Raw genomic sequence first — 22760 nt, 5'->3', positions numbered from 1 at the left:
ATCCAGATGCGTGCCTTGAAAATCGCAGCGACCGGCATGAGCGCTCAGCAATTGCGGGTGGAGACTATCTCCAACAACCTCGCCAATATGAACACCACTGCCTACAACGCCCGGCGCGCCGAGTTTGCCGATCTGCACTATCAGCAGATCTCGCGGGCCGGCACCGTCAACGCGTCGGATGGCACTGTGCTGCCGACCGGGGTCCAGGTGGGTCTGGGTGTGCGCCCCGCCGCCGTCTCGGTGCATCTGGCGCAAGGTGCGCTGCAGCAGACCAACAATGACTTGGATCTCGCCATCGACGGCAAGGGCTATCTTGAAGTCACACTGCCGTCTGGCCAGACCGCCTATACCCGCGACGGCGCGTTGAAACGCTCGGCAGAGGGGCTGATCGTGACATCGGACGGTTTCGCGGTGTCGCCGGAAGTGACCATTCCCGATGATGCCACCAGCATCTCCATCAACGCTGAGGGCGAAGTTTACGGCTACTTTGCTGAAACCTCGGCAGGTCAGCTGCTGGGACAGTTCACTCTGGCGGGTTTTACCAACCCCAAGGGCCTGGAAGCGATCGGCAGCAATCTGTTCACCGAGACGGAAGCTTCAGGCGCTGCCACTGTGTCCACGGCCGGCGAAGACGGGCTCGGCACCCTGCGTCAGGGCTATTTGGAAGCCAGTTCGGTGGACGCGGTGCGCGAGGTCACTGAATTGATCGAAGCCCAGCGCGGCTATGAAATGAATGCCAAGGTCATCTCGGCTGTCGACCAGATGATGGGTGCAACGACACAGGTGCGCTGATGAAACTTGCTCTTGCCTGTCTGACCGCCGCCGCCCTGTGCGCACCGCCTGTCTGGGCGGAATATCTGATCCCGCTGCGCACCATCCGCGCAAAGGCGATCGTCAATGCCGAAGACCTGGCCCTGAAGAAAGGCGAGATCCTTGGCGCACTGTCAAACCCGGCAGCGGTTGTCGGTCAAGAGGCGCGCGTCGCCTTGTACGCTGGTCGGCCCTTGCGGGCCGGCGATATCGGCCCGCCGGCCATTATAGAACGCAACGATCTGGTCACTTTGACCTTCCGCCAGGGGGGGCTGACCATAGCGGCCGAAGGCCGCGCCCTGGGGCGCGGTGCCGCTGGTGAGGCCGTCCGGGTCATGAATCTTAATTCCCGCACCACCGTCACCGGGCGGATCGCGGCAGACGGTTCCGTTGAGGTAAACTGATGAACAAGAAACTTTTCCCCGTCAAACCGCTGCTCTTCGGGCTTGCTCTGCTGGGTGCCTGCGGCCGGATGGATCATATGGGCAAGCCTCCCTCCTTCACCCCGTCCAATGAAAGCTCCGAACATGTTGCGATGCTGTACCAAGGGCTGCCTGCGCAGACACAGAACCGGCGCACTGTTGACGGCGCATCGCTGTGGAGCGGCTCGCAGCAATCGCTGCTGGGCGACCGCCGCGCGATCAAGCGCGGCGATATTCTGACCGTGGTGATCGAGATCGATGAAGAGGCAGAGATTTCCAACGACACCCAGCGCTCACGTTCGGGGTCCGAAAGCCTGAACATGCCGCAACTTCTGGGCCTGCCGCAGCGTCTGGACAGAAAACTGCCGGAAGGCGCCAGCTCTGCCGAAGCCGTGGAACTGGGCAGCTCCAGCTCTGCGGGTGGCAAGGGATCCGTCAAGCGCAGCGAAAAGCTGGAACTGCGGGTTGCGGCGACTGTTGTCGACGTTCTGCCCAACGGCGTTCTGGCAATCAGCGGCACCCAGGAACTGCGGGTGAATTTCGAACTGCGCGAGCTCTTGGTGACCGGCTATGTCCGGCCGCAGGACATCAGCCGCCAGAACGAGATCACCTATGACAAGATCGCCTCGGCCCGTGTGTCCTATGGCGGCCGTGGCCAGATCACCGATGTTCAGCAGCCGCGTTACGGCCAGCAGCTGCTCGACGCCATTCTGCCGTTCTGAGGGTTGATATGTTTTCCAAACTCCTTCCAGTCATCCTGCTGATCATCGGGACCGGGGGCGGCATTGGCGCCGGCATCATGCTGGCGCCTCCGCCTGAGGAACATAAAGCTGCTGCCGACGGCAAGGCCGTCCCAGCCCCGAAAGAGGCCAAAGTGGAAACCGCCGCCGAAGAAAGCGAAGAGAACCAGCGCGAATACATCAAAGTCGGCGACCAGTTTGTGGTCCCGATTGTGGAACGCGACCAGATGACATCCTTGGTGGTGATCTCGCTCAGCCTTGAGGTCAAGAAAGACATTGCCGAAAAGGTGCATTCCTACGCACCCAAGTTGCGGGATGTTTTCCTGCAAGTTCTCTTCGACCATGCCAATATGGGCGGTTTCCGCGGGGCGTTCACCCGCTCAGATGTGCTGGAGCCCCTGCGTACAGCGCTGCGCGAAGCGGCAAAGAAACATCTCGGCAAAGGCGTCTATGACGTTTTGATCATGGAAATATCGCGGCAGGACGTCTGACCGGCATACAGCAGATCCAGCAAAGGTAAGGCCGCTCCTGCACGGGAGCGGCCTTTTTGTTTGCGCCGTGCTCAGGTTTTCTCAGCCGTCCAGAAGCCGCTCCATAAAGGCCTTTGCCTGATCCGCCTTGCGCCGCTTGCGTTCGGACCCTGCCATGGTTTCCACCGCGTGTTTGCGCCCAAAAGCTTTGCGCAGCTGATCCATCATCCGCAACTTTTGCGCCGTGGCCTGCGCCAGCTCCAGGTTCAACTGGCGCCTGGTGCGGCTATGCCAGCCTTGCCACAACAGATCTGCTCCTAAGGCCTTCATTGTGTGATCGCCGTCCGCCTGTGCCCGGGCGGCCTGCACCTGGCTGTTCAGCTTGGCCAGCTGGCCGCGGAGCTGCGCCTCCCTGGCCAGCGCCGGCTGTATCTTCGCATGTTCCTGCATATACTGCGCGGCGGTCACAGCCGCCATCTGATCCAGCATTTTCTGCTTCATGTGATTTTTCCTTTTGCACGCTTGCGCATCTCTTCGGCAAACCGGATGGCCGCCGCCACCGGTGCGTAATGCTCCTCCAGAATTTCACCGCCGATCTCAATCGTGGCATGCATAGCCCGCGCCGTTGGCGGATCACTGTGAATCGGGACACCGTTTTCATTGGCAACACGCCGGATTGCCGCGGCCACTTCATCAACGCCCTTGGCAACGCAGACCGGCGCGGATCCCTTCTCACGGCTCCATTGCAGCGCCACTGCATAGTGTGTCGGGTTGACGACCACGACGTCGGCCTTGGGCACATCAGCCATCATCTGCCCCATCGCGATCTGCTGGCCGCGCTGACGGCGCTGGCCTTTCATATGGGGATCGCCTTCCGATTCTTTCATTTCGTCCTGGATTTCTTTCCGGGACATCATGTTCTTGCGGTGGTGCTCAGCATGTTGAAACGCGGCGTCCACAACACCAATGGCCAGCGCGATGACTAGCGCTAGAAACAGAAACTCCATCGCCAGCTGCGTCAGCATCAGGACAACTGATTGCGGACCGGTACCGGAAGAAGCGATCATCTCCGGCAACCGGAAAGACAGGTAGACGCCCAGGCAGACCGAATAGAGCACCAGCTTCACAAAGCTTTTAAAGAACTCGAACAGACCGGATCTGCCGAATTTGTTCTTGGCCCCCGAGATGAAAGAAATACGGGACAGCTTCGGCTCCAGCTTGCTGGGCGCAAAAACCAGCGCACGCTGGCCGACGATCGACAGCAGCACCAGCCCAAAGGGAACCAGAAACCACGGCAGAACAGGGCGGATGGAACTTCCGATAAAACCACCGACAGGTGCTGCGGCGGGCCCATCGAAGAACAGCGGCGCTAGCTTGTCCGGCTGGTCCAGAAAGGCCATCAGAGCGGTGCCGATCCCCTCGACGCTGCTGCTGCCGGCAGCATGGGCTGCGATGATCAGGCCCAGATATGCTGCGGCTACGGACAGATCCGTGGATTTGGCAACTTCGCCTTTCTCCCGGGCCTTGCGGAGCTTCTGTTCCGTCGGCTCGAATGACTTGTCTGAATCGTCGTCCTGACCGCTCATGGCATTCCGCCTCCAGGGTTCGACATAAAGGTCATCAGAGCCGCAGACCAAACATCCAGAATCATCGGACTGCCAACCATCAGGATGAACAGACCGCCGAAGGTGATAGCCGGCGCACCGACCATTGCCACCATCAGCTGCGGCATGGCCCGGTTAATCACACCCAAGGCTAAATTGTAGATGACAGCTGTAATGACAAAGGGCGCCGCCAGGGTAAACGCCAGGGAAAAGCTTTGCGAAACCCGGTACACACCCCATTCCGTCAACCCAGACGCTGCGGGGAACTGACCAGCGGGAAACAGCTGGTAAGAGCCGATAAGCAGTTCCGCCGCCCGGATATGCAGCCCCATCATGACAGCAAGGGTCACGCCGGAAATCATCAGAACGGCACCCAGAGCCGGCATCGGTTCTGCTCCGATGCCGCCCAGAACCTGTGACAACGACGTGCTTTGCGCCGCCATTGTGCCAGCCGTCTGCAATGCCAGAACAAAGATCCGGACGCCAATGCCCAGAGCCAGGCCAATGATCGCTTCGGCGGCAGCAAACCGGGCAAAGTCTACAGCGCCATCCGGTTCAGGGAGAGCCGGAAGAGCAGGCGCCACCACAAAAGTAAAAGCCGCAGAAACTGCAAGCTTGACCCGGGTGGGGACATATAACTCCCCCACCGCAGGCAGCACCGATACCATGGCCGACACCCTCAGAAAAACAAGTGCAGCATGCCAGAACCCTGCCCCCAGCAGCGCAACAAGCTCCGGCGGCAGAAAGTCCAGGTTCATGCCTGCACCATGCCAACCAGGGCAGGCCGCGCCTCAAGACCGATTTCTTCGAAGGAGAGGACCGGGTTGGTGATGCCCCGCGATTTCAGAATGGTCTTCAGATAACGGCGGCGGCGGGTCGAGGTCACTACGGCGGCAAACACACCTTGGTCGGTGATTGCCGACAGCTTTTCGGTCAGCCCGTCCGCAAGCATATTGAACAAGTCGGGCGGCAAGGCAATGTCCAGCCCGGCACCCTGCGAGTCCACTTGATACGTCGAAAATTTATCTTCCCATTCCGGCGCCAGCTGAATCAACGGAATGGTCCCGTCCTCGCGTTTCATCTCGGCCACCAGCTGGAAACCCAGCCGCTGGCGCACATGTTCACAGATCAGTTCAGGCTGGTTGGTGTGCAGCCGGGCTTCGGCGATCGCTTCCAAAATCAGCGGCATATTGCGGATGGAAACCCGCTCCTCCAGCAGCAGACGCAACACTGAATGAAGTGTATCCATCGGAACCTTGTCCGGCACGAGCGCATCCAGAAGCTTGCGGTTTGCCTCAGCCCGGAAGCCATCGGAAAGCTGCGTCATTTCATCCAACAGGCGGCGCAGCGACTTGAGAGTCAGAAGGCGGGAGAAATTCTGCTTGATGATCTCCAGCAGATGGGTCGCCAGGATTTCCGGCGGGGTGACCACGGTAGCCCCGGCCAAGGCAGCCTGCTCCTGCGCCTTGGCAGAAATCCAGCGGGCCGGCGCGCCGTATACCGGCTCGGTCACATCGGTGCCGGGCGGCAGCGCGTCATGATTGTCGGGCATCAAGGCCAAAACCATGTCTGGATGCAGAGTGCCGCGCACCTGCTCAACCCCCTGCACCTTGACCACATAGGTGCCTCTTTCCAGATCGTGCTGGTCGGTCAGCCGGATTTCCGGCAGGATCAGGCCAAAGGTGGTGGCAATATGGGACCGCATGTTGGCAATCCGCGCATCCAACCCGGTTCCGGTATCAAGTACCATGCTGACCAGATCCGGGGAAAACTCCAGATGCAGGTCATCCAGATCCAGAATATCTCCGAGCGGCCGGCTTGCATTGGGATCTGCAGCTTCTTCGATCTTTTCCTCGATCTCCGCCTCTGCGTCATCCTGCTTTTTCTTCGCCATTCGGAAAGCTGCGTACCCCAGCACGCTGCCACCCGTCACGAAGGGCAGAAACGGCAGACCCGGAACCAGTGCAAACAGGATCATCAGCACGGCAACAGTTGTCAGCGCGGCGGGATGGCGTCCGAATTGCTCGAACAGGGCGGTATCGGTGGCGCCGGTGGTGCCGCCGCGCGCCAGCAGCAGAGCCGCAGCAATAGAAATGATCACAGATGGGATCTGCGACACCAGTCCGTCGCCCACGGTCAGGATGGCATAGGTTTCAAACGCGCTGCCAACAGGCATGCCATGGACCAGAACGCCCATGATCAGCCCCATGACCAAGTTCAGCAAGGTGATCAGAAGCCCGGCAATAGCGTCGCCTTTGACAAACTTCGAAGCACCGTCAAGCGAGCCGAAGAAAGTGGTTTCCTGCTGATCACGCTCACGGCGTTCCTTGGCGGTCTGGTGATCGATGGCACCGGCCGACATGTCGGCGTCAATCGCCAGCTGCTTGCCGGGCATTCCGTCCAGTGCAAACCGGGCGCCCACTTCGGCCATCCTGGCGGCCCCCTTGGTGATCACCATGAAATTGACGATCAACAGAACCCCGAACACCACCAGACCCAGGAATACGCTGCCCCCCATCACAAACTGGGCGAAACCTTCGATCACATTGCCGGCCGCGTCGGTGCCGGAATGCCCCTGGCCGATGATTAGCTTGGTAGAGGATATATTCAACGACAGCCGAAGCATCAGCGAGGCCAGAAGAACCGTCGGGAAGGAGGAGAAATCCAGCGGCCGCTCGATGAACAGGGTGATGGTAAAGATCAGGATGGCAAGCCCAAAGGAGGCCGCCAGACCAACATCAAGAACCCAGGCCGGCATCGGCAGGATCATCATCACAATGATTGCCATCAGCGCCAGCGCAAGCAGGACGGTCGGACTGAAAAGTTGTTCGGTGGTGAGCTTAGGCACAGTTCAGGCCCCGCAAATTGCTGGTTACCGATTGATGGAATGGCTGGATCGCTGCCCAAGGAACCAATTTGAGGCGCATATGCGTTGTCCGGGGCGCTGTCATCGCCAGCGAGTGCCGCCCAGACAGCGGCCGGTCAGCCAGCCGATGCAGACGATCAGGCGTTGCAATACCAGCTGCCGGCAGTCGGCGCCTGTCACTCTCAATGAACTGAGGTTTCTGAACGGCACTCGTCACTGAGCCCGCCGTGAATTCTGCGACCGTTGCGCGCAGAAACAGCCCCTTCGGGCAAAGTCTTAAATAGTATTCCGGCATTCTGCCCATTCCAAATCAGGATTCACCCGATCATCACGTTACCGGCGGCCAGTTGACAAAGTGTTATCAGCCCAAACAGGGGCCGCCTTTGATCGAGGCAGCCCCTGTTTGTGTAAATGGTCTCGCAGACCGCCGGAAACCCTATGGGCGCGCCAAGTCGGTGCCAACTTTGGTCAACAGATCAGCAATGCCGCCGCGGGTGCCCTCGCTGCTTTCGACCAAGGCCCGTGCATGCGCCAGCGGAGACAGACCTTCCGGATCTTGCGCAGTTTCGCCAATTTGCGTGGTGACGGAGGCAACCGCGCCGAATTGCGCGTCATCTCCCGCCTCCATTGCTTCTATGGCTCCCAGGTTTTCTGAATGCCAGAACCCCCGGGCAGCTGCATCGGCCTCATCTTCGGCAAGAAGGTACTCTCCAGCCCGGCCGTATTCACCATTGCGCCACAAAGCTTTCGCACGCATCCGGTTGGCTTCGGAACCGTCCAGCCCCATCAGCTCGACAAGGGCCCGATGCGGTTTGTCCAATTCCAATGCGGCCTCGGCCATCATCAGGCGCCTGGCTTCGTTTTCCGGCTCCAGCGCGAGCTTGGTCAGCAGGCTCTGCGCTTGTTCGGCAAATCCAAGGTCCAGCAGCCGCCGGGCGACGGCCGGTGCTACCGGCGCAGCTTCCGGTGCGCTTGCCTGACCCGAGAAAATCAGTGCGTACTGCAAGAATGTCACGTCATCCGCACGTTCCGCCAACAGCAGCATCAACGGTTTCAGCGCTGCCGACCTCGCATTCGGGCCGTCCTGCTCAGACAGGCTATTCAGTTCTTCAAATGCATTCTGAAACTGCCCCATCAAGGCCAGCGAAGCGACCTGCGCCTGACGCAACTCTGCCCCAAGCTCAGTGCTGCGGTTTTCAAGTTCATAAGAGGCAATCAAATCTGGCACATCAGGAGACAGCGCCTTGCGCTCCTTTACGCTGAGGGCAACCAGATCAATCAATGCCGCCGGTGCATTTCCGGTCCGTTCCGCAACCTCGCTGGTCAGCTCTTCGGCCATCTTTTCGGTATTGCCCGCCAATTCTGCGATGGCCGCCTCAGCCAAATTGATTTCCGGAACGTCCTCGACCCCGGTACGGTCAACCGCTCTCAGCACCGACTCGGCGATGTGATGATCTCCGGCTTCGGCAAACATCTTGCTGATCCGCGGCCCCAGGTGCACCCGCAGGTGGGCCGGCATTTTGGAAAAAGCTTGCTGTATGGCATCGGTATTGGCGCTTTTCTTGACCATACCATCCGCCAGGGCGCCCCACAGGGCACTGTCGCCTCCGCAGGCTTGCTGTCCTGAGAACGGATGATTCACCGGCAGAACGGCCCCATCCATCAGCTCCGCCATTGCATCAAGGAACGCAATATCCGGCGCATCCTGATCTTCCGGCGGGAGAATCGTCAGAATGGAGCGGGCTTCTGCGCCAAAACCGAAATAGAGATACATCCGTGCAAGCGCAAATACACTTGCTGGATTCACATCATCAAATTCCCGGACCAAGGCGCTGCGCACCGGTGCCAGCTGATCCGCAAACGGGCTTTCATTGCCCCAAGCATGGATTGCAACACTACGGTCTTGCAAACAATGCTCTGCTTCACCGCTGCCATCAGCCAGGGCAGCCATCAGCCCGGTTTCCCGATCGATTGCGGAGGTGACGGAGATGTGATCCAACGGGTTCAATGGCCTGTCTGTACGGCCCAAGGGATCCAATCCAACGGCGCGGTCCCCATTTGGAAACCCATTTGCTGCCACATTCAAAAGACCTTGGTTTGCGGCCCGTCCGATCTGTTGCAGCAGCCGCTGCTCGGAATCCTTGACCGCTGCCGCGCGCTCGGTCTCTTCCATGTTGAGCAGCATTCCGGTCTCAGGCAGCCCGGATGCCGAATTGGCTTTCGCGGTTTCTGTCTGAACCGGGACGCTGTTGCGATCCAGCGGCAAAGCAACGTCCCCAGCTTCTTCTTGCTGTTCGGCGGCGCCCGGATCCGGCGCGTCTTCGGTATCTTGCGGCCGGACCGATTGCGCCGGATCCGCCCGTCCGGCAACAGCCGCTGCCAGTTCCAGCGCCATCCGCGCGTCGGCCGCGGCCGATTGAGAGAAACTGAACCTGTAGCCAGTTTGCGCGGCCCGCGGGGTGAGCGGCAGAATACTCCCCGCAGCAGAGTACTGGGGCTGTGTTTCCGGCTTCCCTCCGTTACGGATATCGAGCACCAGGTAGCCATTCTCCTGCACATAGGAAGTGACTGTGCAATCGCAGCCCAGCTGCATCCGCAGCGGCTGACCGGGCCCGTTCTGCACCAGCGATTGCAGGCGGGTGCGAGGGATCAGGTCGAAGACCCGCGATGTATCGAAAACGGCCTCCGGCGCGTCAAGGTTCACGGTCGCCGTGGTGCCGCTTTGCGCCAGCGACCAATCCGCGCCATCCGGCAAGCGCATCACCAGGCGGGTGAAACCATTGTGCTCACCTGAACGGGTCACAATTGTCTGCGCCTGGACAGTGCCGGCCGTCAGAAGCGCGGCCGCTGTGGCAAGTGCTCGCCAAATCATGCTGCGTCCTGTTTCACCGATTTAAGGGCTTCTTCAAGCTCCGCAAAGCCGGGACGGAAATGCGAAGGTGTGTTCTGGCGGCCCACCTCAATGCAGATTGCCGCTGCGTGGTTATGCAGATTGGCTACCAGAACCTCACGGATAAGCTGGTAAAAATGCGCGTCTTCTTCGGTTACCGCTTTCACCTTGGTCGCAAAGGGGCCCACGAGGCCATAGGCCAGAAACACGCCAAGAAAGGTACCGACCAGAGCGCCGCCAATCAGCTTGCCCAGAACTTCCGGGGGCTGATCAATGGAGCCCATGGTTTTGATGATGCCAAGCACCGCCGCAACAATCCCCAGCGCCGGCAGCCCGTCTGCCAAGGTTTGCAAGGCATGGCTGGAGTGCATTGCATGGTGCAGGTTGGCCTCCATCCGCTTTTCCAGAACTTCTTCCACCTGGTGCGGATCGTCATAGTTCATCGAGGCCGACCGCATGGTGTCGCAAATCAGGTTCACGGTTTCCTTGTCGGCCAGAATCTTGGGGTATTTATTGAAGACAGAGGAGTTTTCCGGATCTTCGATGTGCTGCTCCACTTCGACCGGGTTGGCCCGCGCGATCCGGATCAGGGCAAACAGCAGGCACAGCAGGTCGCGGTAGTCATCCGGCTTCCACTTCGGTCCCTTGAAGACCTTACCGATGTCCTTCAGCGTATGCTTGATACCGCCCATGTCATTGCCGATCAGAAAAGCACCAGCTCCAGCACCACCGATCATCATCAGCTCAAAGGGCATGGCTTTAATAATGATCGCCATCTTGCCGCCGGCCAGGAGATAGCCGCCGAAAACCATGACAAAGATCACCACAATGCCTACAATCCCGATCATGGGTCCACTCCGAATTCCATTTATTTTTATTAGCTTAGGTGAGTCTTCCTAAGGAAAGACTAAGCGGCGGCGCCAAATCATTCCTTCGGCACGGCGCCGTTACGGCCAGCCAGGACAACACTGATGGTATAGGCGGCTTCCGGGCTCAGACCTGCCATGATTCCCGCCGCAGCCTCGGGCTGCATCCGGGCGAGGAAACCGGCCGCAAAGGCAGGGTCCATTTCCTCAAACAGGGCCGCGGCCTCTTTGGGTTTCATCTGTTCATAGACCGACGTCAGACGCGTCACATCCGCTTCGGTGGCACCATCCGCTAACGCGAGGGTTGCCCGTAAATTTTCTTCTGCCTGTTCCAGCGCAGCCAATTTCCTGTCGATCGCCTGATCAGCAATTTCCAGGGCTTTCATCCGGTCCTGAATTTCGGCTTCGCGGGTGGCCAATATCTGTTCCCGCTCCTTAAAGGCTGCCAGCATCGTTTGCAGCTCTGCAGAAGTGGGCATCGAGTCGCGCTGCGGTTCCCCCTTGTGAGGCTGCATTTCGCCGCCAGGTTCTTGCAGGCTGGCCACTTCGCGGGCAATAGCAGGCCCCGCTTCAAGAGCCAGCCGCACAGCGGCAGAGCCCATCAGCAGCACCGCCAGCATCATCAATGTGCCGCTGCGCCGGAACCGCCTGGTTTTCTTTGCTGCCTTTGCCATTACGCCACCCGGTTCTGGCTGCGGTTATGACGGACGAACATCAAGCCGGAAGGCTTTGCCTCGTCCTGTTCTTCAGCAGACGGCTGCGAATCGGCTTCATAGGCGGCAGCCATCGCTTCGTCCTCGGCAGGGGGGCTGGCTGCCGGAGCAGCAGTTCCGGCCTCGGGGATGTCATGCATGGATGCCATCATCAGCTCCAGCCGTTGGGCCACCGATTCGGCCCGCCCTGTCAATTGCTGCAGCGCCTTGCTGGAGCCATCGGACACCTGTTGCGCCGATTGCAGTGACTTGTTCAGATCATCGACCTGGGCAGACAGCACGGCAACTGCACCGCCCACGCCTTTTTCCAGGTCATTGAACCGCTTCAGCCTGCGCGACAGCACCAGACAATAGAATCCGGCACCCAGCGCACCAGCCGCAAGCAGGATATCAGCAATAATCTCCATCCTGTCCTCCTAGTTAAGTACGAAATCCATAATCAGCAGATCACGCACCCGGCCCTGGCCGGTTGCAATATTGATCCGCCGCAGCATCTGCGCCCTCAGTTTCGGCAGCGCCATCGGATCGGTCAGATCCTCCAGCTCCAGTGCTCTCAGATAGCTGTTCAGAACATCGATAACCCGCGGCAGGATTTTCTCGACCTCAGCCTGATGAGCCAGGTCGACTTCTAGTTGCGCGCGGAACCGCAAGTGTTTGATACCGCTGCCTTTGCGCAGGGTAATCACAATCGGGTCCATTTCGATAAAGGCGAGATTGGCGATATCCTCCGCCGTCTCACCACTGTCCACGCCTTCTGGCGCCACTTCGGCCACATGCACCGGTTCCGGCGCTGCTTTCTGACCAAAGGGAAGAAGGCCTGACTGAACGGCAAAGAATCCTCCGCCTGCCCCTGCCAATGCCAGCACCACCCCGATGATCAGGGGCATTTTGCTTTTCTTGGTCCGGGCTTCTGCTTCCGTATCTACTGCAGCGTCTGTCATGGCTATCCCTAAAACGTCGTGCAGCATCTTCATAGCCTGCGAGGAACTAACCGAATGTTAAGGCCGATCCGTCAAAAGGGTTGCACGCCGGAGAGAACGCCGGTGCGACGGAGGTTAATGTGCAGCAGATCAAGAATGTCTGGGCTGAAATGGACATGCGAAAGCGTCTGATTGCCGTGGGTGCCACGGCAATCATGATTCTCAGCGTGATCGCGATGTCCCATGTGGCAAGCAAGCCAACAATGACACTGCTCTATGCCGGGCTGGAAAGCGGTTCGGCAGGAGATGTGGTGCGGGCGCTGGAACAGCGCGGCGCCAAATACGAAGTGCGTGGCAGCTCAATCTACGTGCCGTCAACGCAGCGTGACGAACTTCGGATGACACTGGCCAGCGAAGGCCTGCCCGCCAACGGCGGCAAAGGGTACGAGCTGCTCGATTCGCTCAGCGGTTTCGGCACCACTTCGCAGATGTTCGACGCTGCTTACTGGCGCGCAAAGGAAGGCGAGCTGGCCCGCACTATTGTTGCCGGCCCGCATGTGAGCCAGGCACGGGTGCATATTGCCAATACCGGCTCGAATCCCTTTCAGCGCACCGTGGAACCCACCGCATCGGTTTCGGTCGTGCCGATGGGATCCCCCATAACACCTGCGCAGGCCAACGCCATCCGCTTTCTCATTTCGTCAGCGGTGACCGGTCTTGCCGTTGAAAACGTTGCAGTGATTGATGCCAACGGCGCGTTGATCGGGTCTTCGGATGCCACCGCAGCGGCCGGAGCCGGGACGGACGACCGCTCCCAGACGCTTCGCGACCGGGTGATGCGCCTGGTTGAGGCGCGCGTCGGCCATGGCAATGCGGTGGTCGAAGTGAGTGTCGCGACCGTCACCGATACCGAATCAATCCGGGAAAAGCGGGTGGACCCGAAAAGCCGTGTCGCCGTCAGCACTGACGTCGAAGAGCGCGCCGACTCCTCTACCAACCAATCCGGAGAGGTCACGGTCGCCTCCAATATTCCCGACGGCGACGCAGCCTCTGGCCAAGGTTCAAAAGCCAATACCAGTGCCACCCGGGAGCGAATCAACTATGAAATCTCGGAAACCGAGAAAGAGATCCTTCGCGGCCCCGGGGCCATCAAGCGCCTGACCGTCGCGGTGCTGGTCAATGGCTCTGCAGTGACGAATGACGCTGGTGAAACTGTCTTCCAGCCCCGGCCGGAGGATGAACTGGCCGCTTTGCGGGAGCTGATTTCCGCCGCTGTCGGTTTTGACGCCGACCGCGGGGATGTGATCACCCTCAAATCCATGGAACTGCCGGCGGTGGAGCCGCAGGGTTCCGTGGCCACCGCGTCCTTTATGGATAACTTCTACTTTGATGCGATGTCGCTGATCCAGATCGCGGCACTGGCCCTTGTCAGCCTGATCCTGGGCTTGTTCGTTGTACGCCCGATCCTGTCGAATCAGGCAGTTCCGGTGGCAGCGCTGCCTGGTCCGGACGGTGGCGGGCTGCCCGGGCTGCCAGGTGTCGGCGGCGGCGGCTTCATGACCGCGCCGGATCTTGGTGCGGGACTCGCACTTGAGGGCGAAATTGAAAACAACGAAACCGGACAGTTCGAACCGTTGGGCGAGCTGCCGGCAATGGGTACCGGCGGCGACATGATGGGAGCGGCCGGCTTTCCGGCACTGGGCGGCAGCATGGATGACCCGGTCGACCGTCTGCGCAACCTGATTGGAGAGCGGCAGGAAGAAACCGTCCAGATCCTCCGCGGCTGGCTGGAAGAAAACAAGGAGCAAGCCTGATGACGATTGCACATTTGCTCGAAGACTTCGGCATGAACACCTCTGCAGAGCCGGCCCTGCCGGCAGTTTCCGAGGAACTCATAGAAGAACAGCGGCTGGCGTCATTTGAGAACGGCTACAGCGCCGGTTGGGATGATGCCGTGACGGCGAAAGACCAGGAAAGCAACCGGGTTTCGGCCGAGCTGGCCAATTCGCTGGAAGATCTCAGCTTTACCTATCACGAAGCGCAAAATCAGCTGCTCGATTCGCTGGACCCGATGTTCAAGGTGCTGACCAGTGCGGTTCTGCCGGATGCGATGGCCGCGTCGTTCGGGCATCATATTGTTGATCAGCTTTCTGATATGGCCAAGGGCCAGACCGACCAGCCGATGCAGATCGTGGTCTCTCCCGGCGAGGCGGCACCGGTGCGCAGCCTGCTGCCGGACAATTTCTCCGTTCCGGTCACCGTGCAGGAAGACAGTGTGCTGTCTCCCGGCCAGGCCTATCTGCGCATTGGCAGCACCGAATGCGAAATCAATTGCGACGCCCTTCTAGAATCGATCCAGGACTCGATAGAGGCCTTCACATATCACGCAAAAGAGGACAGCCAGTATGGATGATGCTGCCGACCTGAACATGAAATCCGCTGATGCAAACAATCCCTTTGTCTCGGTTCCCGTCGAAGTTGTTGTCTCAGTCGGCAAAGCCCGGCCGCTGATCCGTGATCTGGTCAACCTTGGCGAAAATGCAATTCTGACTTTGGACAAGCGTGTCGAAGACCCGGTGGACCTTTATGTCGGAGACCGGCTGGTCGCTCGCGGCCAGCTCGAAGAGCTGGAGGGAGATCAGGCTGGCCAGCTGGCCGTGCGCCTGACAGAAATTGCTGATCTTCAAAGCGGTTTGGGATGACACAAAAGACTTTTGTGCGGGCGGCCCTGGCTGCAGCAATCCTGCTGGCCATGCCGCACACCGCCCTGGCTCAAGAACTGAGCCTTTCGCTGGCAGACGGCGAATCGATCTCCGCCCGCTCGATCCAGCTGATCCTGCTGATTACCGTGCTCAGCCTGGCTCCTGGCCTGCTGATCATGATCACCTGTTTTCCGTTCCTGGTGACGGTGCTATCGATCCTGCGCCAGGGTATCGGGCTGCAGCAGGCACCGCCCAACATGCTGATCATCAGCCTTGCGCTGTTCCTGACCTATTTCGTGATGGAACCCGTGTTTACCGAGGCCTGGACCACTGGCATCAATCCGCTGCTGGAAGAACGGCTGGAACCGGGAGCAGCCATCACCCGCAGCTTGGAACCTTTCCGTGCTTTTATGGCCAACCGGCTGGATCCGGACACGTTTTACGCAATTGCGGACCTCAGGCCGGAAACCCAAGGCATGGACCCGGTGCCCGAAGCGCCGCTGTCGGCGCTCGTCCCCAGTTTCCTGCTGTCGGAAATATCGCGCGCCTTTCAAATCGGTTTTCTCGTCTTCCTGCCATTCCTGGTCATTGATCTGGTTGTTGCGGCAGTCCTGATGTCCATGGGGATGATGATGGTGCCGCCTGCCATCGTGTCTCTGCCCTTTAAACTGGCATTTTTTGTTGTCGCAGATGGCTGGAGCCTGATCGCCACCGCTTTGGTACGCAGCTACTATCCCTGAACCCTGCCAATGATCCGGGAAAAGCCCAGGCACCTGTATGCTGGCCGGGCTTTCCCCGGATCGCAGTCACTGCAGACAGGCCTTCAAATTTGGGTCTGAAGCAGATCCGCTGCAGCTCCGACATGCCAAACACTATATTTCGGCAGGCTTTGCCGCAGGCTGCCGGTGGCCTCACAGTTTTCACGGCGGGTTGTTCTGCGGCAGCTCACAAGGCCGCTCAGGCCGAACGTGTTAGAATCACCTTCCGGATCCACTCGCGTTCCACCAAACCAGCAGCGGCGTGTCCGCGCTGCGGCACGGTTTCATACCGTGGTCACAGCAAATACCGCCGACAGCCAGCCAACCTTCCCGCGCAGCATCCGAAACATGGTGGAAACCGCCTGCAGCGAACTCGGCGCCGTTGCCACTGGCGACTGGACATAACACGCAGGACAGCGCTACTGGCGCGGCTCGGCCATGTTCACCAGCCAGCTGCTCGTCTCGGCCTGGCAGGGCGTAGCCGGAGGACCCACAGACGCCAATGCGATCCTCGGCTGCATAGTCCACAACACCTGCCGCATCAAACTTCAGGGACAGTCCATGCGTAAAACCATCGCCGAGAAGGATGACGAAACGCTCCGGCCTAGGGTTCTGAAACTTGTGCCTCACGGCACTGCGTCAAAGGTGGGCAAAACGCCGGGAACAGGCCGGTGCCTGCTGCCGGAATGAGCAGGCGGATGCTCCGGAATACGCACGGCCTTTGCCGGTGTTCCTGAAGTATATGATTCTTGGCAACCTGGCATTTCCATATGGACTGGCCCGCTGATCGTCTTTCGCCAAACCGCCGAAGACCGGCCCCTGCTGTGCCAAAAGGGCTTGGGCATCCTTCGCCACTACCAACAAGAAACAGGACAGGTCAAAATGCGGATCCGTTGAACGCCAGTGTAAAGCCCTGCGAACCCATGCAACGCTGCCCCTTGGATCCCTGAAGAGGATCAAAGTATTACCGGGTTTTCAGTGGATATAGGGAAGGAAGTGGTGAGCCGTGCAGGATTCGAACCTGCGACCCACTGATTAAAAGTCAGTTGCTCTACCAACTGAGCTAACGGCCCACTTCTTCGTCGCTGTCTAAGTGTTTTTCCCAGAAGGATCAAGCACTTATTTCGCTTCGGAACTGCCTGGCAGCCTGTGTCTTGCTGTCCCGATAGGCGGCGTATCTAGGGCCAGTGCGGCGGGGGGTCAACCCCTTTTTTCAACTTTTCCTGCCGAAGGCTGGATTCATCTGCAGCACAGGTCTATATGCCCGGAATGAACACCCAAGCAGATACCGCTCTCCCCTTCATGAAGATGCACGGGCTAGGCAACGACTTCGTTGTTGTCGACGCGCGCGCGCAGGACATTGCCATCACTCCGGCTATGGCAAAGGGAATCGCCCACCGCCAGTTCGGCGTCGGGTTCGACCAGCTGACCGTGATTTCGAACGGTCCGGGTGATGCGCATCTGACCTTCTACAATGCCGATGGCTCCACCTCCGGAGCCTGCGGCAATGCCACCCGCTGCGTGGCGCGCCACCTGATCCTGGAAAGCGGCAAGTCCGGGCTGCATCTGACCACGGACCGCGGCGACCTATATGCCCGCGACGCCGGCAATGGCCTTACTTCGGTCAATATGGGACAGCCGCAGCTGGACTGGCAGGATATCCCGCTGGCCGAGGAAGCGGACACGTTGGAACTGCCGATTGAAGGCGGCCCAACCGCCACCGGCATGGGCAACCCGCATTGCACATTCTTTGTCGAAGATGCCGAGCTGATCCCGCTGGAAGAATTCGGGCCCCGCTACGAACACCATCCGCTTTACCCGCAACGCACCAATGTGCAGGTCGCCCAGGTGACCGGCCCTGACCGCATCCGCATGCGCGTGTGGGAGCGCGGCGTGGGGGTGACACTCGCCTCCGGCTCCTCCTCTTGCGCCACCGCTGTTGCCGCCGCCCGGCGCGGACTGACGGGCCGCAAGGTGCAGGTTGATCTGGATGGCGGAACTCTGTGGATCAACTGGGCGGAAGACGGCGTCTGGATGACGGGCGAGACGATGCATGTGTTCGATGGCACCTTCACGCGACAATTCCTGGAGAGCCTGAAATGACCGCGCCCAAGTTCACCACCCTGGGCTGCCGCCTGAACGCTTATGAGACCGAGGCAATGAAGGAGCTGAGCCAGCAGGCCGGGCTGACCGATGCTGTGGTGGTGAACACTTGCGCGGTGACGGCAGAGGCGGTGCGCAAGGCACGCCAGGAAATCCGCAAACTGCGGCGCGAAAACCCGGAGGCGCCAATCATCGTCACCGGCTGCGCGGCCCAGACCGAACCGGAGACCTTTGCCGCGATGGAGGAGGTCACCCGCGTTATCGGCAACACCGAGAAGATGCAGGCAGACACATGGCAGCAAATTGCCAAAGGGCCTGATTTCATCGGCACCACGGAAAAGGTTCAGGTCGACGACATCATGTCGGTGACCGAGACTGCCGGCCATCTGATTGACGGCTTCGGCACCCGCTCCCGCGCCTACGTGCAGGTGCAGAACGGCTGCGACCACCGCTGCACCTTCTGCATCATCCCCTATGGCCGCGGCAACTCACGCTCGGTGCCTGCGGGCGTGGTCATCGACCAGATCAAGCGGCTGGTGGACAGAGGCTATAACGAAGTGGTGCTGACCGGGGTGGACCTGACCTCCTGGGGGGCCGATCTGCCCGCCACGCCGCGGCTGGGGGATCTGGTGATGCGGATCCTCAAGCTGGTGCCGGACCTGCTGCGGCTGCGGATTTCCTCGATCGATTCGATCGAAGCGGATGACAATCTGATGCAGGCCATTGCCACCGAACCGCGGCTGATGCCGCATCTGCACCTGTCCTTGCAGCATGGCGATGACCTGATTCTGAAGCGCATGGCGCGCCGCCACCTGCGTGACGACGCGATCCGCTTCTGTGAAGATGCCCGCAAACTGCGCCCGGAGATGACCTTTGGCGCGGACATCATCGCGGGCTTTCCGACGGAGACCGACGCCCATTTCGAAAATTCGCTGAAGCTGGTGACCGACTGCGACCTGACCTGGCTGCACGTCTTCCCCTACTCAAAACGGGACGGCACACCCGCCGCAAAGATCCCCAACAAGGTGAACGGCACAGTCATCAAGGAGCGCGCAGCCCGGCTGCGCGCAGCTGGCGACGCCCAGGTCGCCCGCCACCTGGCTGAACAGATCGGCCGGACTCACCGCATCCTGATGGAAAACCCGCATATGGGCCGCACCGAGCAGTTCACCGAGGTGGCCTTTGCCGCCCCGCAGGCAGAGGGCAGCATCGTCTCTGCCGCCATCACTGGCGTCGCAGGCTCCCAGCTTTTGGCCTGATACCGATACTAACAGCATTAGCGCCCACGCATGCGGCCCTTCATTGCTGCCTTCACTGTCTTTGGTTCCAGGACATAGAAAACGCACAGCATCAGGATGGTGGCCAGCATGAATGTTAGCATACCTAACACGGCCATTCCGGGCAGCCCTGCCACACGCGTTTCGGCAAATGCAGCCTCGCCTGCGGTAGTATAGCGCCACAAAGTGTGCTCTACGGCTGCCGGGAACAGAGTTAATGCCGCTGCTGCCATCCCGCTCAGCGCGGTTCGGTCTTTGCCAAAGCGCAACAGCCAGTACCCATCGCGCAACAACAGGTACACGACAAGCAAAACAGCCAGACACAGCAGCACCGCCATGCCCATGACCAGCTCAAACAGGGCTGCCGCTTGCAGCTGGTCGGCCTGGCAATCTGCCAGTCCGGGACCGGCCCCGGCACAGACACTTTGAGCGGCAAGAAGTCTGTTCCAATCGATCAGGACAAAGCCGAAAGCGTGAAAAAATAGTTGGCACCTGCCAGCAATGCCATCCAAAGGCCTACAGTTCGCGTTCTTGTAGTGACTGTCTTCATCAGCTCATTCCACAAACTAGCTCAGCCATCAGCCGATCCCGTCAAATGCCCCGGCGCTTTCAGCTTCTTTCCGGTCCAAAATACTCCAGGGTGAATGCCCGCAGGGCAGAGGGGCAGCGCCCCTGAGCCCCTGAGCCCCTGGCAACGAAAAACCCCCGCAAGCGGCACTTGCGGGGGTTTGATGTATCTTGCTGTCAGTCAGACAAGGGTCAATCTTTGCCCTTGTGCGGCGCCCACAGCTTCTTGTTGGTCAGATACAGCAGAACCGACAGGACGGTCAGGAACAGCACGCCGACAAAGCCAGCCTGCTTACGTGCCATCATCTTGGGTTCGGCGGTCCACATCAGGAAGGCCGCGACGTCCTGCGACATGGCTTCGACGTCGTTGGCATGGCCGTCAGCAAACTCCACCTGCTCATCCGACAGCGGCGGTGCCATCGAGATCCAGCCGCCTGGGAAGGCAGTGTTTTCATAGAAGGTGGTGCCCGCTTCTTCCTTGCTTTCGCCGGTGTAACCGGCCAGCAGCGAGGCGATGTACTCGGCGCCGCCCATGCCCTTGAACAGCTGGTTCAGACCCGAGCCGTAGGGGCCGTGGAAACCCGCACGCGCCTTGGCCATCATGCTGAGGTCCGGGGCGCCGGCGTTGTTGTTCTCCGGGAAGTGGTCGACCGGCTTGGCCGGGCGGTCCTCATCCAGTTCCGCATCATAAACGCTGAAGTTGTCAGCCGCGTAGGCACGCACCTGATCTTCCGGCAGCTGCGGGCCGCCCTCGTCGCTTAGGGTGCGCAGCGGCACCAGCTTCAGCCCGTGGCAGGCTGAGCAAACCTCGGTGTAGATCTGCAGACCGCGCTGCAGCTGGTTGCGGTCATAGGTTCCGAACGGGCCTTCAAACGAGAAGGCGTAGTCGGTGATGTGCTGCTCGCCGCCGCCTGCTGCGTATGACGCAGCAGGGATCATGGCCAGAGCGAAGGCGGCACCGGTTGCCAGTTTCTTGAACATTGTCAGGTGTTCCTTCTTCTTACTCGGCAGGAGTGGCTTCAGCAGAAGTTTTCTTGCCGTAGTGGGCGTCGAAATCCTCTTCGATGGTGGCAGGCTGAGCCGTCGGTTTTTCGATCACACCAAGCAGCGGCAGGATCACCAGGAAGTAGCCGAACCAATAGGCCGATGCGATCAGCGAGAACGATGCATAGGGCTCTTCCGCCGGCATCGCACCCAGCCACATCAGGGCAAAGAAGTCGACAACCAGCAGGGCAAACCACCATTTGAACATCGGACGGTAACGGCCCGAACGGACCCGCGAGGTGTCCAGCCAGGGCACCAGCGCCATCACGGCAATCGCACCGAACATCGCCAGAACACCAAAGAACTTGGCGTCAACAATGCCGCCGGTCACGAAGGAGGCGAACTGAACGACCCAGACTTCCGAGGTAAAGGCCCGCAGGATCGCGTAGAACGGCAGGAAGTACCATTCCGGAACGATATGCGCAGGTGTCACCAGCGGGTTGGCTTCGATGTAGTTGTCCGGGTGGCCCAGGTAATTAGGCATGAAGCCGACGATCGCCCAGAAGATCACCAGAACCACGGCCAGACCCAGGAAGTCCTTGATCACGAAGTACGGCCAGAACGGCAGGGTGTCTTTTTCGGCTTCGGCTTTGGACCCTTTGCGGACGTCAACACCGGTGGGGTTGTTGTTGCCGGTGGTGTGGAAGGCCCAGATGTGCACGATCACCAGCGCCGCAATCACGAAGGGCAGCAGGTAGTGCAGCGAGAAGAAGCGGTTCAGCGTGGCGTTGTCCACGGCCGGTCCGCCCAGCAGCCAGGTCTGGATCGGCTCGCCGATGAACGGAATCGCGCCGAACAGACCGGTGATCACGGTGGCGCCCCAGAAGGACATCTGCCCCCAAGGCAGCACGTAGCCCATGAAGGCCGTGCCCATCATCATCAGATAGATCAGCATGCCGACAATCCATGTGATCTCGCGGGGCGCCTTGTAGGAGCCGTAGAACAGACCGCGGAAGATATGGATGTAGACAGCAACAAAGAACAGCGAGGCGCCGTTCATATGCAGGTAACGCAGCATATGGCCGCCGTTGACGTCGCGCATGATGTGCTCGATCGAGGCAAAGGCCAGGTCGGCGTGCGGCGTGTAATGCATCACCAGGACGATGCCGGTGACAATTTGCAGCGCCAGGCAGAAGGCGAGAACGATGCCCCAGATCCACCACCAGTTCAGGTTCTTGGGGGTGGGGATCATGATTGTGTCGTACAGGAGACCGACGATGGGCAGGCGGCTGTGCAGCCACTTTTCTGCGCCTGTCTTCGGCTCGTAATGGTCGTGCGGAATACCGGACATGAGCGCGTTTCCTTATCCCAGCTTGATGGTGTTGGCGTCGGTGAACTCAGCCACCGGCACATGCAGGTTCTCAGGCGCCGGGCCTTTGCGGATGCGGCCTGCGGTGTCGTAGTGCGAACCGTGGCAGGGGCAGAACCAGCCCTGGAAATCCCCAGCGCCATCGCCCAGCGGCACACAGCCCAGGTGGGTGCAAACACCCATCATGACCAGCCATTCGCCGGCCTCGTCCATGGTCCGGTTGGTGTCAGCCGCGTCGGTGCCCGGCTTATTCGGGTTTTCCGACCGCGGGTCGATCAGCTCGGACAGCTCCACGGCACGGGCTGCCTCGATCTCTTCCGGGGTGCGGCGGCGGATAAACACCGGCTTACCAAGGAACATGACCGAGATCTGCGTGCCTACTTCCACGCCGCTGACATCGACCAGGATCGAGGACAGCGCTTTCACGTCGGCGGAGGGGTTCATCTGGTTGACCAGGGGCCATACGGCGGCACCCGCGGTCACTGCCCCGGCGCCGGCAGTGGCGTAGTAGAGGAAATCTCTCCGGGTTCCTTCGTGGTCTTCTGCGTGGGACACGAGGTTTTCTCCAATTCCAGCGCCCGTTTAGGGCAAACATGCGCATGCACCGCGATCGCTCGCAGTGACTCTGGCGCGTGTCTAGCGGGGAGAAGGGCATTCGTCCAGCGGTCATAGGCGCGCAGAAAGCCCCAAGGGGTCATT

23 protein-coding genes, 1 tRNA gene and 1 pseudogene are annotated in these 22760 nt (G+C 60.0%); 11 read left to right on the top strand and 14 right to left on the bottom strand.

The features are described 5' to 3' along the window. Positions 1-6 precede the first annotated feature (6 nt). From flgG to METH_RS19810, 4 genes are read left to right on the top strand one after another with little or no spacing between them, the layout of a single operon-like run. Positions 7-792 carry a flagellar basal-body rod protein FlgG gene (gene flgG / locus METH_RS19825; protein WP_024092259.1) on the top strand — a complete coding sequence of 262 codons (786 nt, stop codon included), beginning with the start codon at positions 7-9 and terminating at the stop codon, positions 790-792. Further along, the gene (gene flgA / locus METH_RS19820) at positions 792-1214 is read left to right on the top strand and encodes a flagellar basal body P-ring formation chaperone FlgA (protein ID WP_024092258.1); all 423 of its coding nucleotides are present in this window, start codon (positions 792-794) and stop codon (positions 1212-1214) included. The genes flgG and flgA overlap by 1 nt, the downstream gene beginning before the upstream one ends. Next, positions 1214-1954 (top strand): flagellar basal body L-ring protein FlgH, encoded by a 741-nt coding sequence (gene flgH / locus METH_RS19815; protein ID WP_024092257.1) that lies wholly within the window; start codon positions 1214-1216, stop codon positions 1952-1954. Before flgA ends, flgH begins: the two co-directional genes overlap by 1 nt. An 8-nt stretch (positions 1955-1962) precedes the next feature. After that, complete coding sequence (locus METH_RS19810) at positions 1963-2463, top strand: flagellar basal body-associated FliL family protein (RefSeq protein ID WP_024092256.1); 501 nt, start codon at positions 1963-1965, stop codon at positions 2461-2463. Between the two features lie 81 nt (positions 2464-2544). Here METH_RS19810 and METH_RS19805 read toward each other — a convergent pair whose 3' ends face one another. The 9 genes from METH_RS19805 to METH_RS19765 all read right to left on the bottom strand — a co-directional run bounded on the left by METH_RS19805 (position 2545) and on the right by METH_RS19765 (position 12322). Further along, positions 2545-2943: a hypothetical protein gene (locus tag METH_RS19805; RefSeq protein ID WP_024092255.1), complete on the bottom strand. Its 399-nt coding sequence runs from the start codon at positions 2941-2943 to the stop codon at positions 2545-2547. Beyond that, positions 2940-4028, bottom strand: a complete 1089-nt coding sequence (locus tag METH_RS19800) for an EscU/YscU/HrcU family type III secretion system export apparatus switch protein (RefSeq protein WP_024092254.1) — start codon at positions 4026-4028, stop codon at positions 2940-2942. Before METH_RS19800 ends, METH_RS19805 begins: the two co-directional genes overlap by 4 nt. Then, the gene (locus METH_RS19795) at positions 4025-4804 is read right to left on the bottom strand and encodes a flagellar biosynthetic protein FliR (protein WP_024092253.1); all 780 of its coding nucleotides are present in this window, start codon (positions 4802-4804) and stop codon (positions 4025-4027) included. Before METH_RS19795 ends, METH_RS19800 begins: the two co-directional genes overlap by 4 nt. Continuing rightward, entirely contained in the window at positions 4801-6834 is a 2034-nt protein-coding gene (gene flhA, locus METH_RS19790; protein WP_425412314.1) for a flagellar biosynthesis protein FlhA, read from the bottom strand. Before flhA ends, METH_RS19795 begins: the two co-directional genes overlap by 4 nt. A gap of 514 nt (positions 6835-7348) precedes the next feature. Next, positions 7349-9784, bottom strand: coding sequence for a hypothetical protein (locus METH_RS19785; RefSeq protein ID WP_024092251.1), 2436 nt, complete (start codon positions 9782-9784; stop codon positions 7349-7351). Beyond that, complete coding sequence (motA, locus tag METH_RS19780) at positions 9781-10650, bottom strand: flagellar motor stator protein MotA (protein ID WP_024092250.1); 870 nt, start codon at positions 10648-10650, stop codon at positions 9781-9783. Before motA ends, METH_RS19785 begins: the two co-directional genes overlap by 4 nt. Positions 10651-10727: 77 nt before the next feature. Next, positions 10728-11342, bottom strand: a complete 615-nt coding sequence (locus tag METH_RS19775) for a MotE family protein (RefSeq protein WP_024092249.1) — start codon at positions 11340-11342, stop codon at positions 10728-10730. Beyond that, a complete protein-coding gene (locus METH_RS19770) occupies positions 11342-11788 on the bottom strand; it encodes a hypothetical protein (RefSeq protein ID WP_024092248.1) in 447 nt (148 codons plus the stop codon). The genes METH_RS19775 and METH_RS19770 overlap by 1 nt, the downstream gene beginning before the upstream one ends. A gap of 9 nt (positions 11789-11797) precedes the next feature. After that, positions 11798-12322, bottom strand: a complete 525-nt coding sequence (locus METH_RS19765; protein WP_024092247.1) for a flagellar basal body-associated FliL family protein — start codon at positions 12320-12322, stop codon at positions 11798-11800. Positions 12323-12441: 119 nt separating this feature from the next. On the opposite strand from METH_RS19765, the gene fliF reads away from it, so the two are divergent. From fliF to METH_RS19740, 5 genes and pseudogenes are all read left to right on the top strand, one after another. Next, positions 12442-14115 carry a flagellar basal-body MS-ring/collar protein FliF gene (fliF, locus tag METH_RS19760; RefSeq protein WP_024092246.1) on the top strand — a complete coding sequence of 558 codons (1674 nt, stop codon included), beginning with the start codon at positions 12442-12444 and terminating at the stop codon, positions 14113-14115. Then, positions 14115-14714, top strand: coding sequence for a FliH/SctL family protein (locus METH_RS19755; RefSeq protein ID WP_024092245.1), 600 nt, complete (start codon positions 14115-14117; stop codon positions 14712-14714). Before fliF ends, METH_RS19755 begins: the two co-directional genes overlap by 1 nt. After that, entirely contained in the window at positions 14707-15003 is a 297-nt protein-coding gene (locus tag METH_RS19750) for a FliM/FliN family flagellar motor switch protein (protein ID WP_024092244.1), read from the top strand. Before METH_RS19755 ends, METH_RS19750 begins: the two co-directional genes overlap by 8 nt. Continuing rightward, positions 15000-15743, top strand: a complete 744-nt coding sequence (fliP, locus tag METH_RS19745; RefSeq protein ID WP_024092243.1) for a flagellar type III secretion system pore protein FliP — start codon at positions 15000-15002, stop codon at positions 15741-15743. Before METH_RS19750 ends, fliP begins: the two co-directional genes overlap by 4 nt. A 444-nt stretch (positions 15744-16187) precedes the next feature. Further along, positions 16188-16451 (top strand): annotated as a pseudogene (locus tag METH_RS19740) (hypothetical protein); the annotation flags it as partial. A 307-nt stretch (positions 16452-16758) separates the two neighbouring features. Here the strand turns inward: METH_RS19740 and METH_RS19735 are convergent. Beyond that, positions 16759-16834: transfer RNA gene (locus METH_RS19735), tRNA-Lys, on the bottom strand. Between the two features lie 187 nt (positions 16835-17021). On the opposite strand from METH_RS19735, the gene dapF reads away from it, so the two are divergent. Beyond that, positions 17022-17864, top strand: coding sequence for a diaminopimelate epimerase (dapF, locus tag METH_RS19730; RefSeq protein WP_024092241.1), 843 nt, complete (start codon positions 17022-17024; stop codon positions 17862-17864). After that, complete coding sequence (mtaB, locus tag METH_RS19725; RefSeq protein WP_024092240.1) at positions 17861-19123, top strand: tRNA (N(6)-L-threonylcarbamoyladenosine(37)-C(2))-methylthiotransferase MtaB; 1263 nt, start codon at positions 17861-17863, stop codon at positions 19121-19123. Before dapF ends, mtaB begins: the two co-directional genes overlap by 4 nt. A 17-nt stretch (positions 19124-19140) precedes the next feature. Here the strand turns inward: mtaB and METH_RS19720 are convergent, their stop codons facing one another. From METH_RS19720 to petA, 4 genes are all read right to left on the bottom strand, one after another. Then, positions 19141-19653, bottom strand: a complete 513-nt coding sequence (locus METH_RS19720; RefSeq protein WP_024092239.1) for a hypothetical protein — start codon at positions 19651-19653, stop codon at positions 19141-19143. Between the two features lie 247 nt (positions 19654-19900). Next, on the bottom strand, positions 19901-20689 hold the full coding sequence (locus METH_RS19715; protein WP_024092238.1) for a cytochrome c1: 789 nt from the start codon (positions 20687-20689) through the stop codon (positions 19901-19903). 19 nt (positions 20690-20708) lie between these two features. After that, complete coding sequence (gene petB / locus METH_RS19710) at positions 20709-22043, bottom strand: cytochrome b (RefSeq protein ID WP_024092237.1); 1335 nt, start codon at positions 22041-22043, stop codon at positions 20709-20711. A gap of 12 nt (positions 22044-22055) precedes the next feature. Beyond that, positions 22056-22616: a ubiquinol-cytochrome c reductase iron-sulfur subunit gene (petA, locus tag METH_RS19705; RefSeq protein WP_024092236.1), complete on the bottom strand. Its 561-nt coding sequence runs from the start codon at positions 22614-22616 to the stop codon at positions 22056-22058. Between the last annotated feature and the right edge of the window lie 144 nt (positions 22617-22760).

Origin of the sequence: Leisingera methylohalidivorans DSM 14336, assembly GCF_000511355.1 — a bacterium.
Taxonomy (GTDB): domain Bacteria; phylum Pseudomonadota; class Alphaproteobacteria; order Rhodobacterales; family Rhodobacteraceae; genus Leisingera; species Leisingera methylohalidivorans.
Note: the sequence above shows the minus strand (reverse complement) of the source record. Positions and strands in the feature narration are given on the sequence as shown.

Bases quoted from the DNA above. Each gene is read 5' to 3' on its own strand.
- flhA (WP_425412314.1), bottom strand. From the start codon at position 6,834: ATGGCAATCATTGTGATGATGATCCTGCCGATGCCGGCCTGGGTTCTT.
- METH_RS19810 (WP_024092256.1), top strand. From the start codon at position 1,963: ATGTTTTCCAAACTCCTTCCAGTCATCCTGCTGATCATCGGGACCGGG.
- METH_RS19800 (WP_024092254.1), bottom strand. From the start codon at position 4,028: ATGAGCGGTCAGGACGACGATTCAGACAAGTCATTCGAGCCGACGGAA.
- flgH (WP_024092257.1), top strand. From the start codon at position 1,214: ATGAACAAGAAACTTTTCCCCGTCAAACCGCTGCTCTTCGGGCTTGCT.
- METH_RS19785 (WP_024092251.1), bottom strand. From the start codon at position 9,784: ATGATTTGGCGAGCACTTGCCACAGCGGCCGCGCTTCTGACGGCCGGC.
- METH_RS19775 (WP_024092249.1), bottom strand. From the start codon at position 11,342: ATGGCAAAGGCAGCAAAGAAAACCAGGCGGTTCCGGCGCAGCGGCACA.
- METH_RS19750 (WP_024092244.1), top strand. From the start codon at position 14,707: ATGGATGATGCTGCCGACCTGAACATGAAATCCGCTGATGCAAACAAT.
- flgG (WP_024092259.1), top strand. From the start codon at position 7: ATGCGTGCCTTGAAAATCGCAGCGACCGGCATGAGCGCTCAGCAATTG.
- petB (WP_024092237.1), bottom strand. From the start codon at position 22,043: ATGTCCGGTATTCCGCACGACCATTACGAGCCGAAGACAGGCGCAGAA.
- METH_RS19795 (WP_024092253.1), bottom strand. From the start codon at position 4,804: ATGAACCTGGACTTTCTGCCGCCGGAGCTTGTTGCGCTGCTGGGGGCA.
- motA (WP_024092250.1), bottom strand. From the start codon at position 10,650: ATGATCGGGATTGTAGGCATTGTGGTGATCTTTGTCATGGTTTTCGGC.
- flgA (WP_024092258.1), top strand. From the start codon at position 792: ATGAAACTTGCTCTTGCCTGTCTGACCGCCGCCGCCCTGTGCGCACCG.
- mtaB (WP_024092240.1), top strand. From the start codon at position 17,861: ATGACCGCGCCCAAGTTCACCACCCTGGGCTGCCGCCTGAACGCTTAT.
- METH_RS19715 (WP_024092238.1), bottom strand. From the start codon at position 20,689: ATGTTCAAGAAACTGGCAACCGGTGCCGCCTTCGCTCTGGCCATGATC.
- dapF (WP_024092241.1), top strand. From the start codon at position 17,022: ATGCCCGGAATGAACACCCAAGCAGATACCGCTCTCCCCTTCATGAAG.
- fliP (WP_024092243.1), top strand. From the start codon at position 15,000: ATGACACAAAAGACTTTTGTGCGGGCGGCCCTGGCTGCAGCAATCCTG.
- METH_RS19755 (WP_024092245.1), top strand. From the start codon at position 14,115: ATGACGATTGCACATTTGCTCGAAGACTTCGGCATGAACACCTCTGCA.
- METH_RS19770 (WP_024092248.1), bottom strand. From the start codon at position 11,788: ATGGAGATTATTGCTGATATCCTGCTTGCGGCTGGTGCGCTGGGTGCC.
- METH_RS19765 (WP_024092247.1), bottom strand. From the start codon at position 12,322: ATGACAGACGCTGCAGTAGATACGGAAGCAGAAGCCCGGACCAAGAAA.
- METH_RS19805 (WP_024092255.1), bottom strand. From the start codon at position 2,943: ATGAAGCAGAAAATGCTGGATCAGATGGCGGCTGTGACCGCCGCGCAG.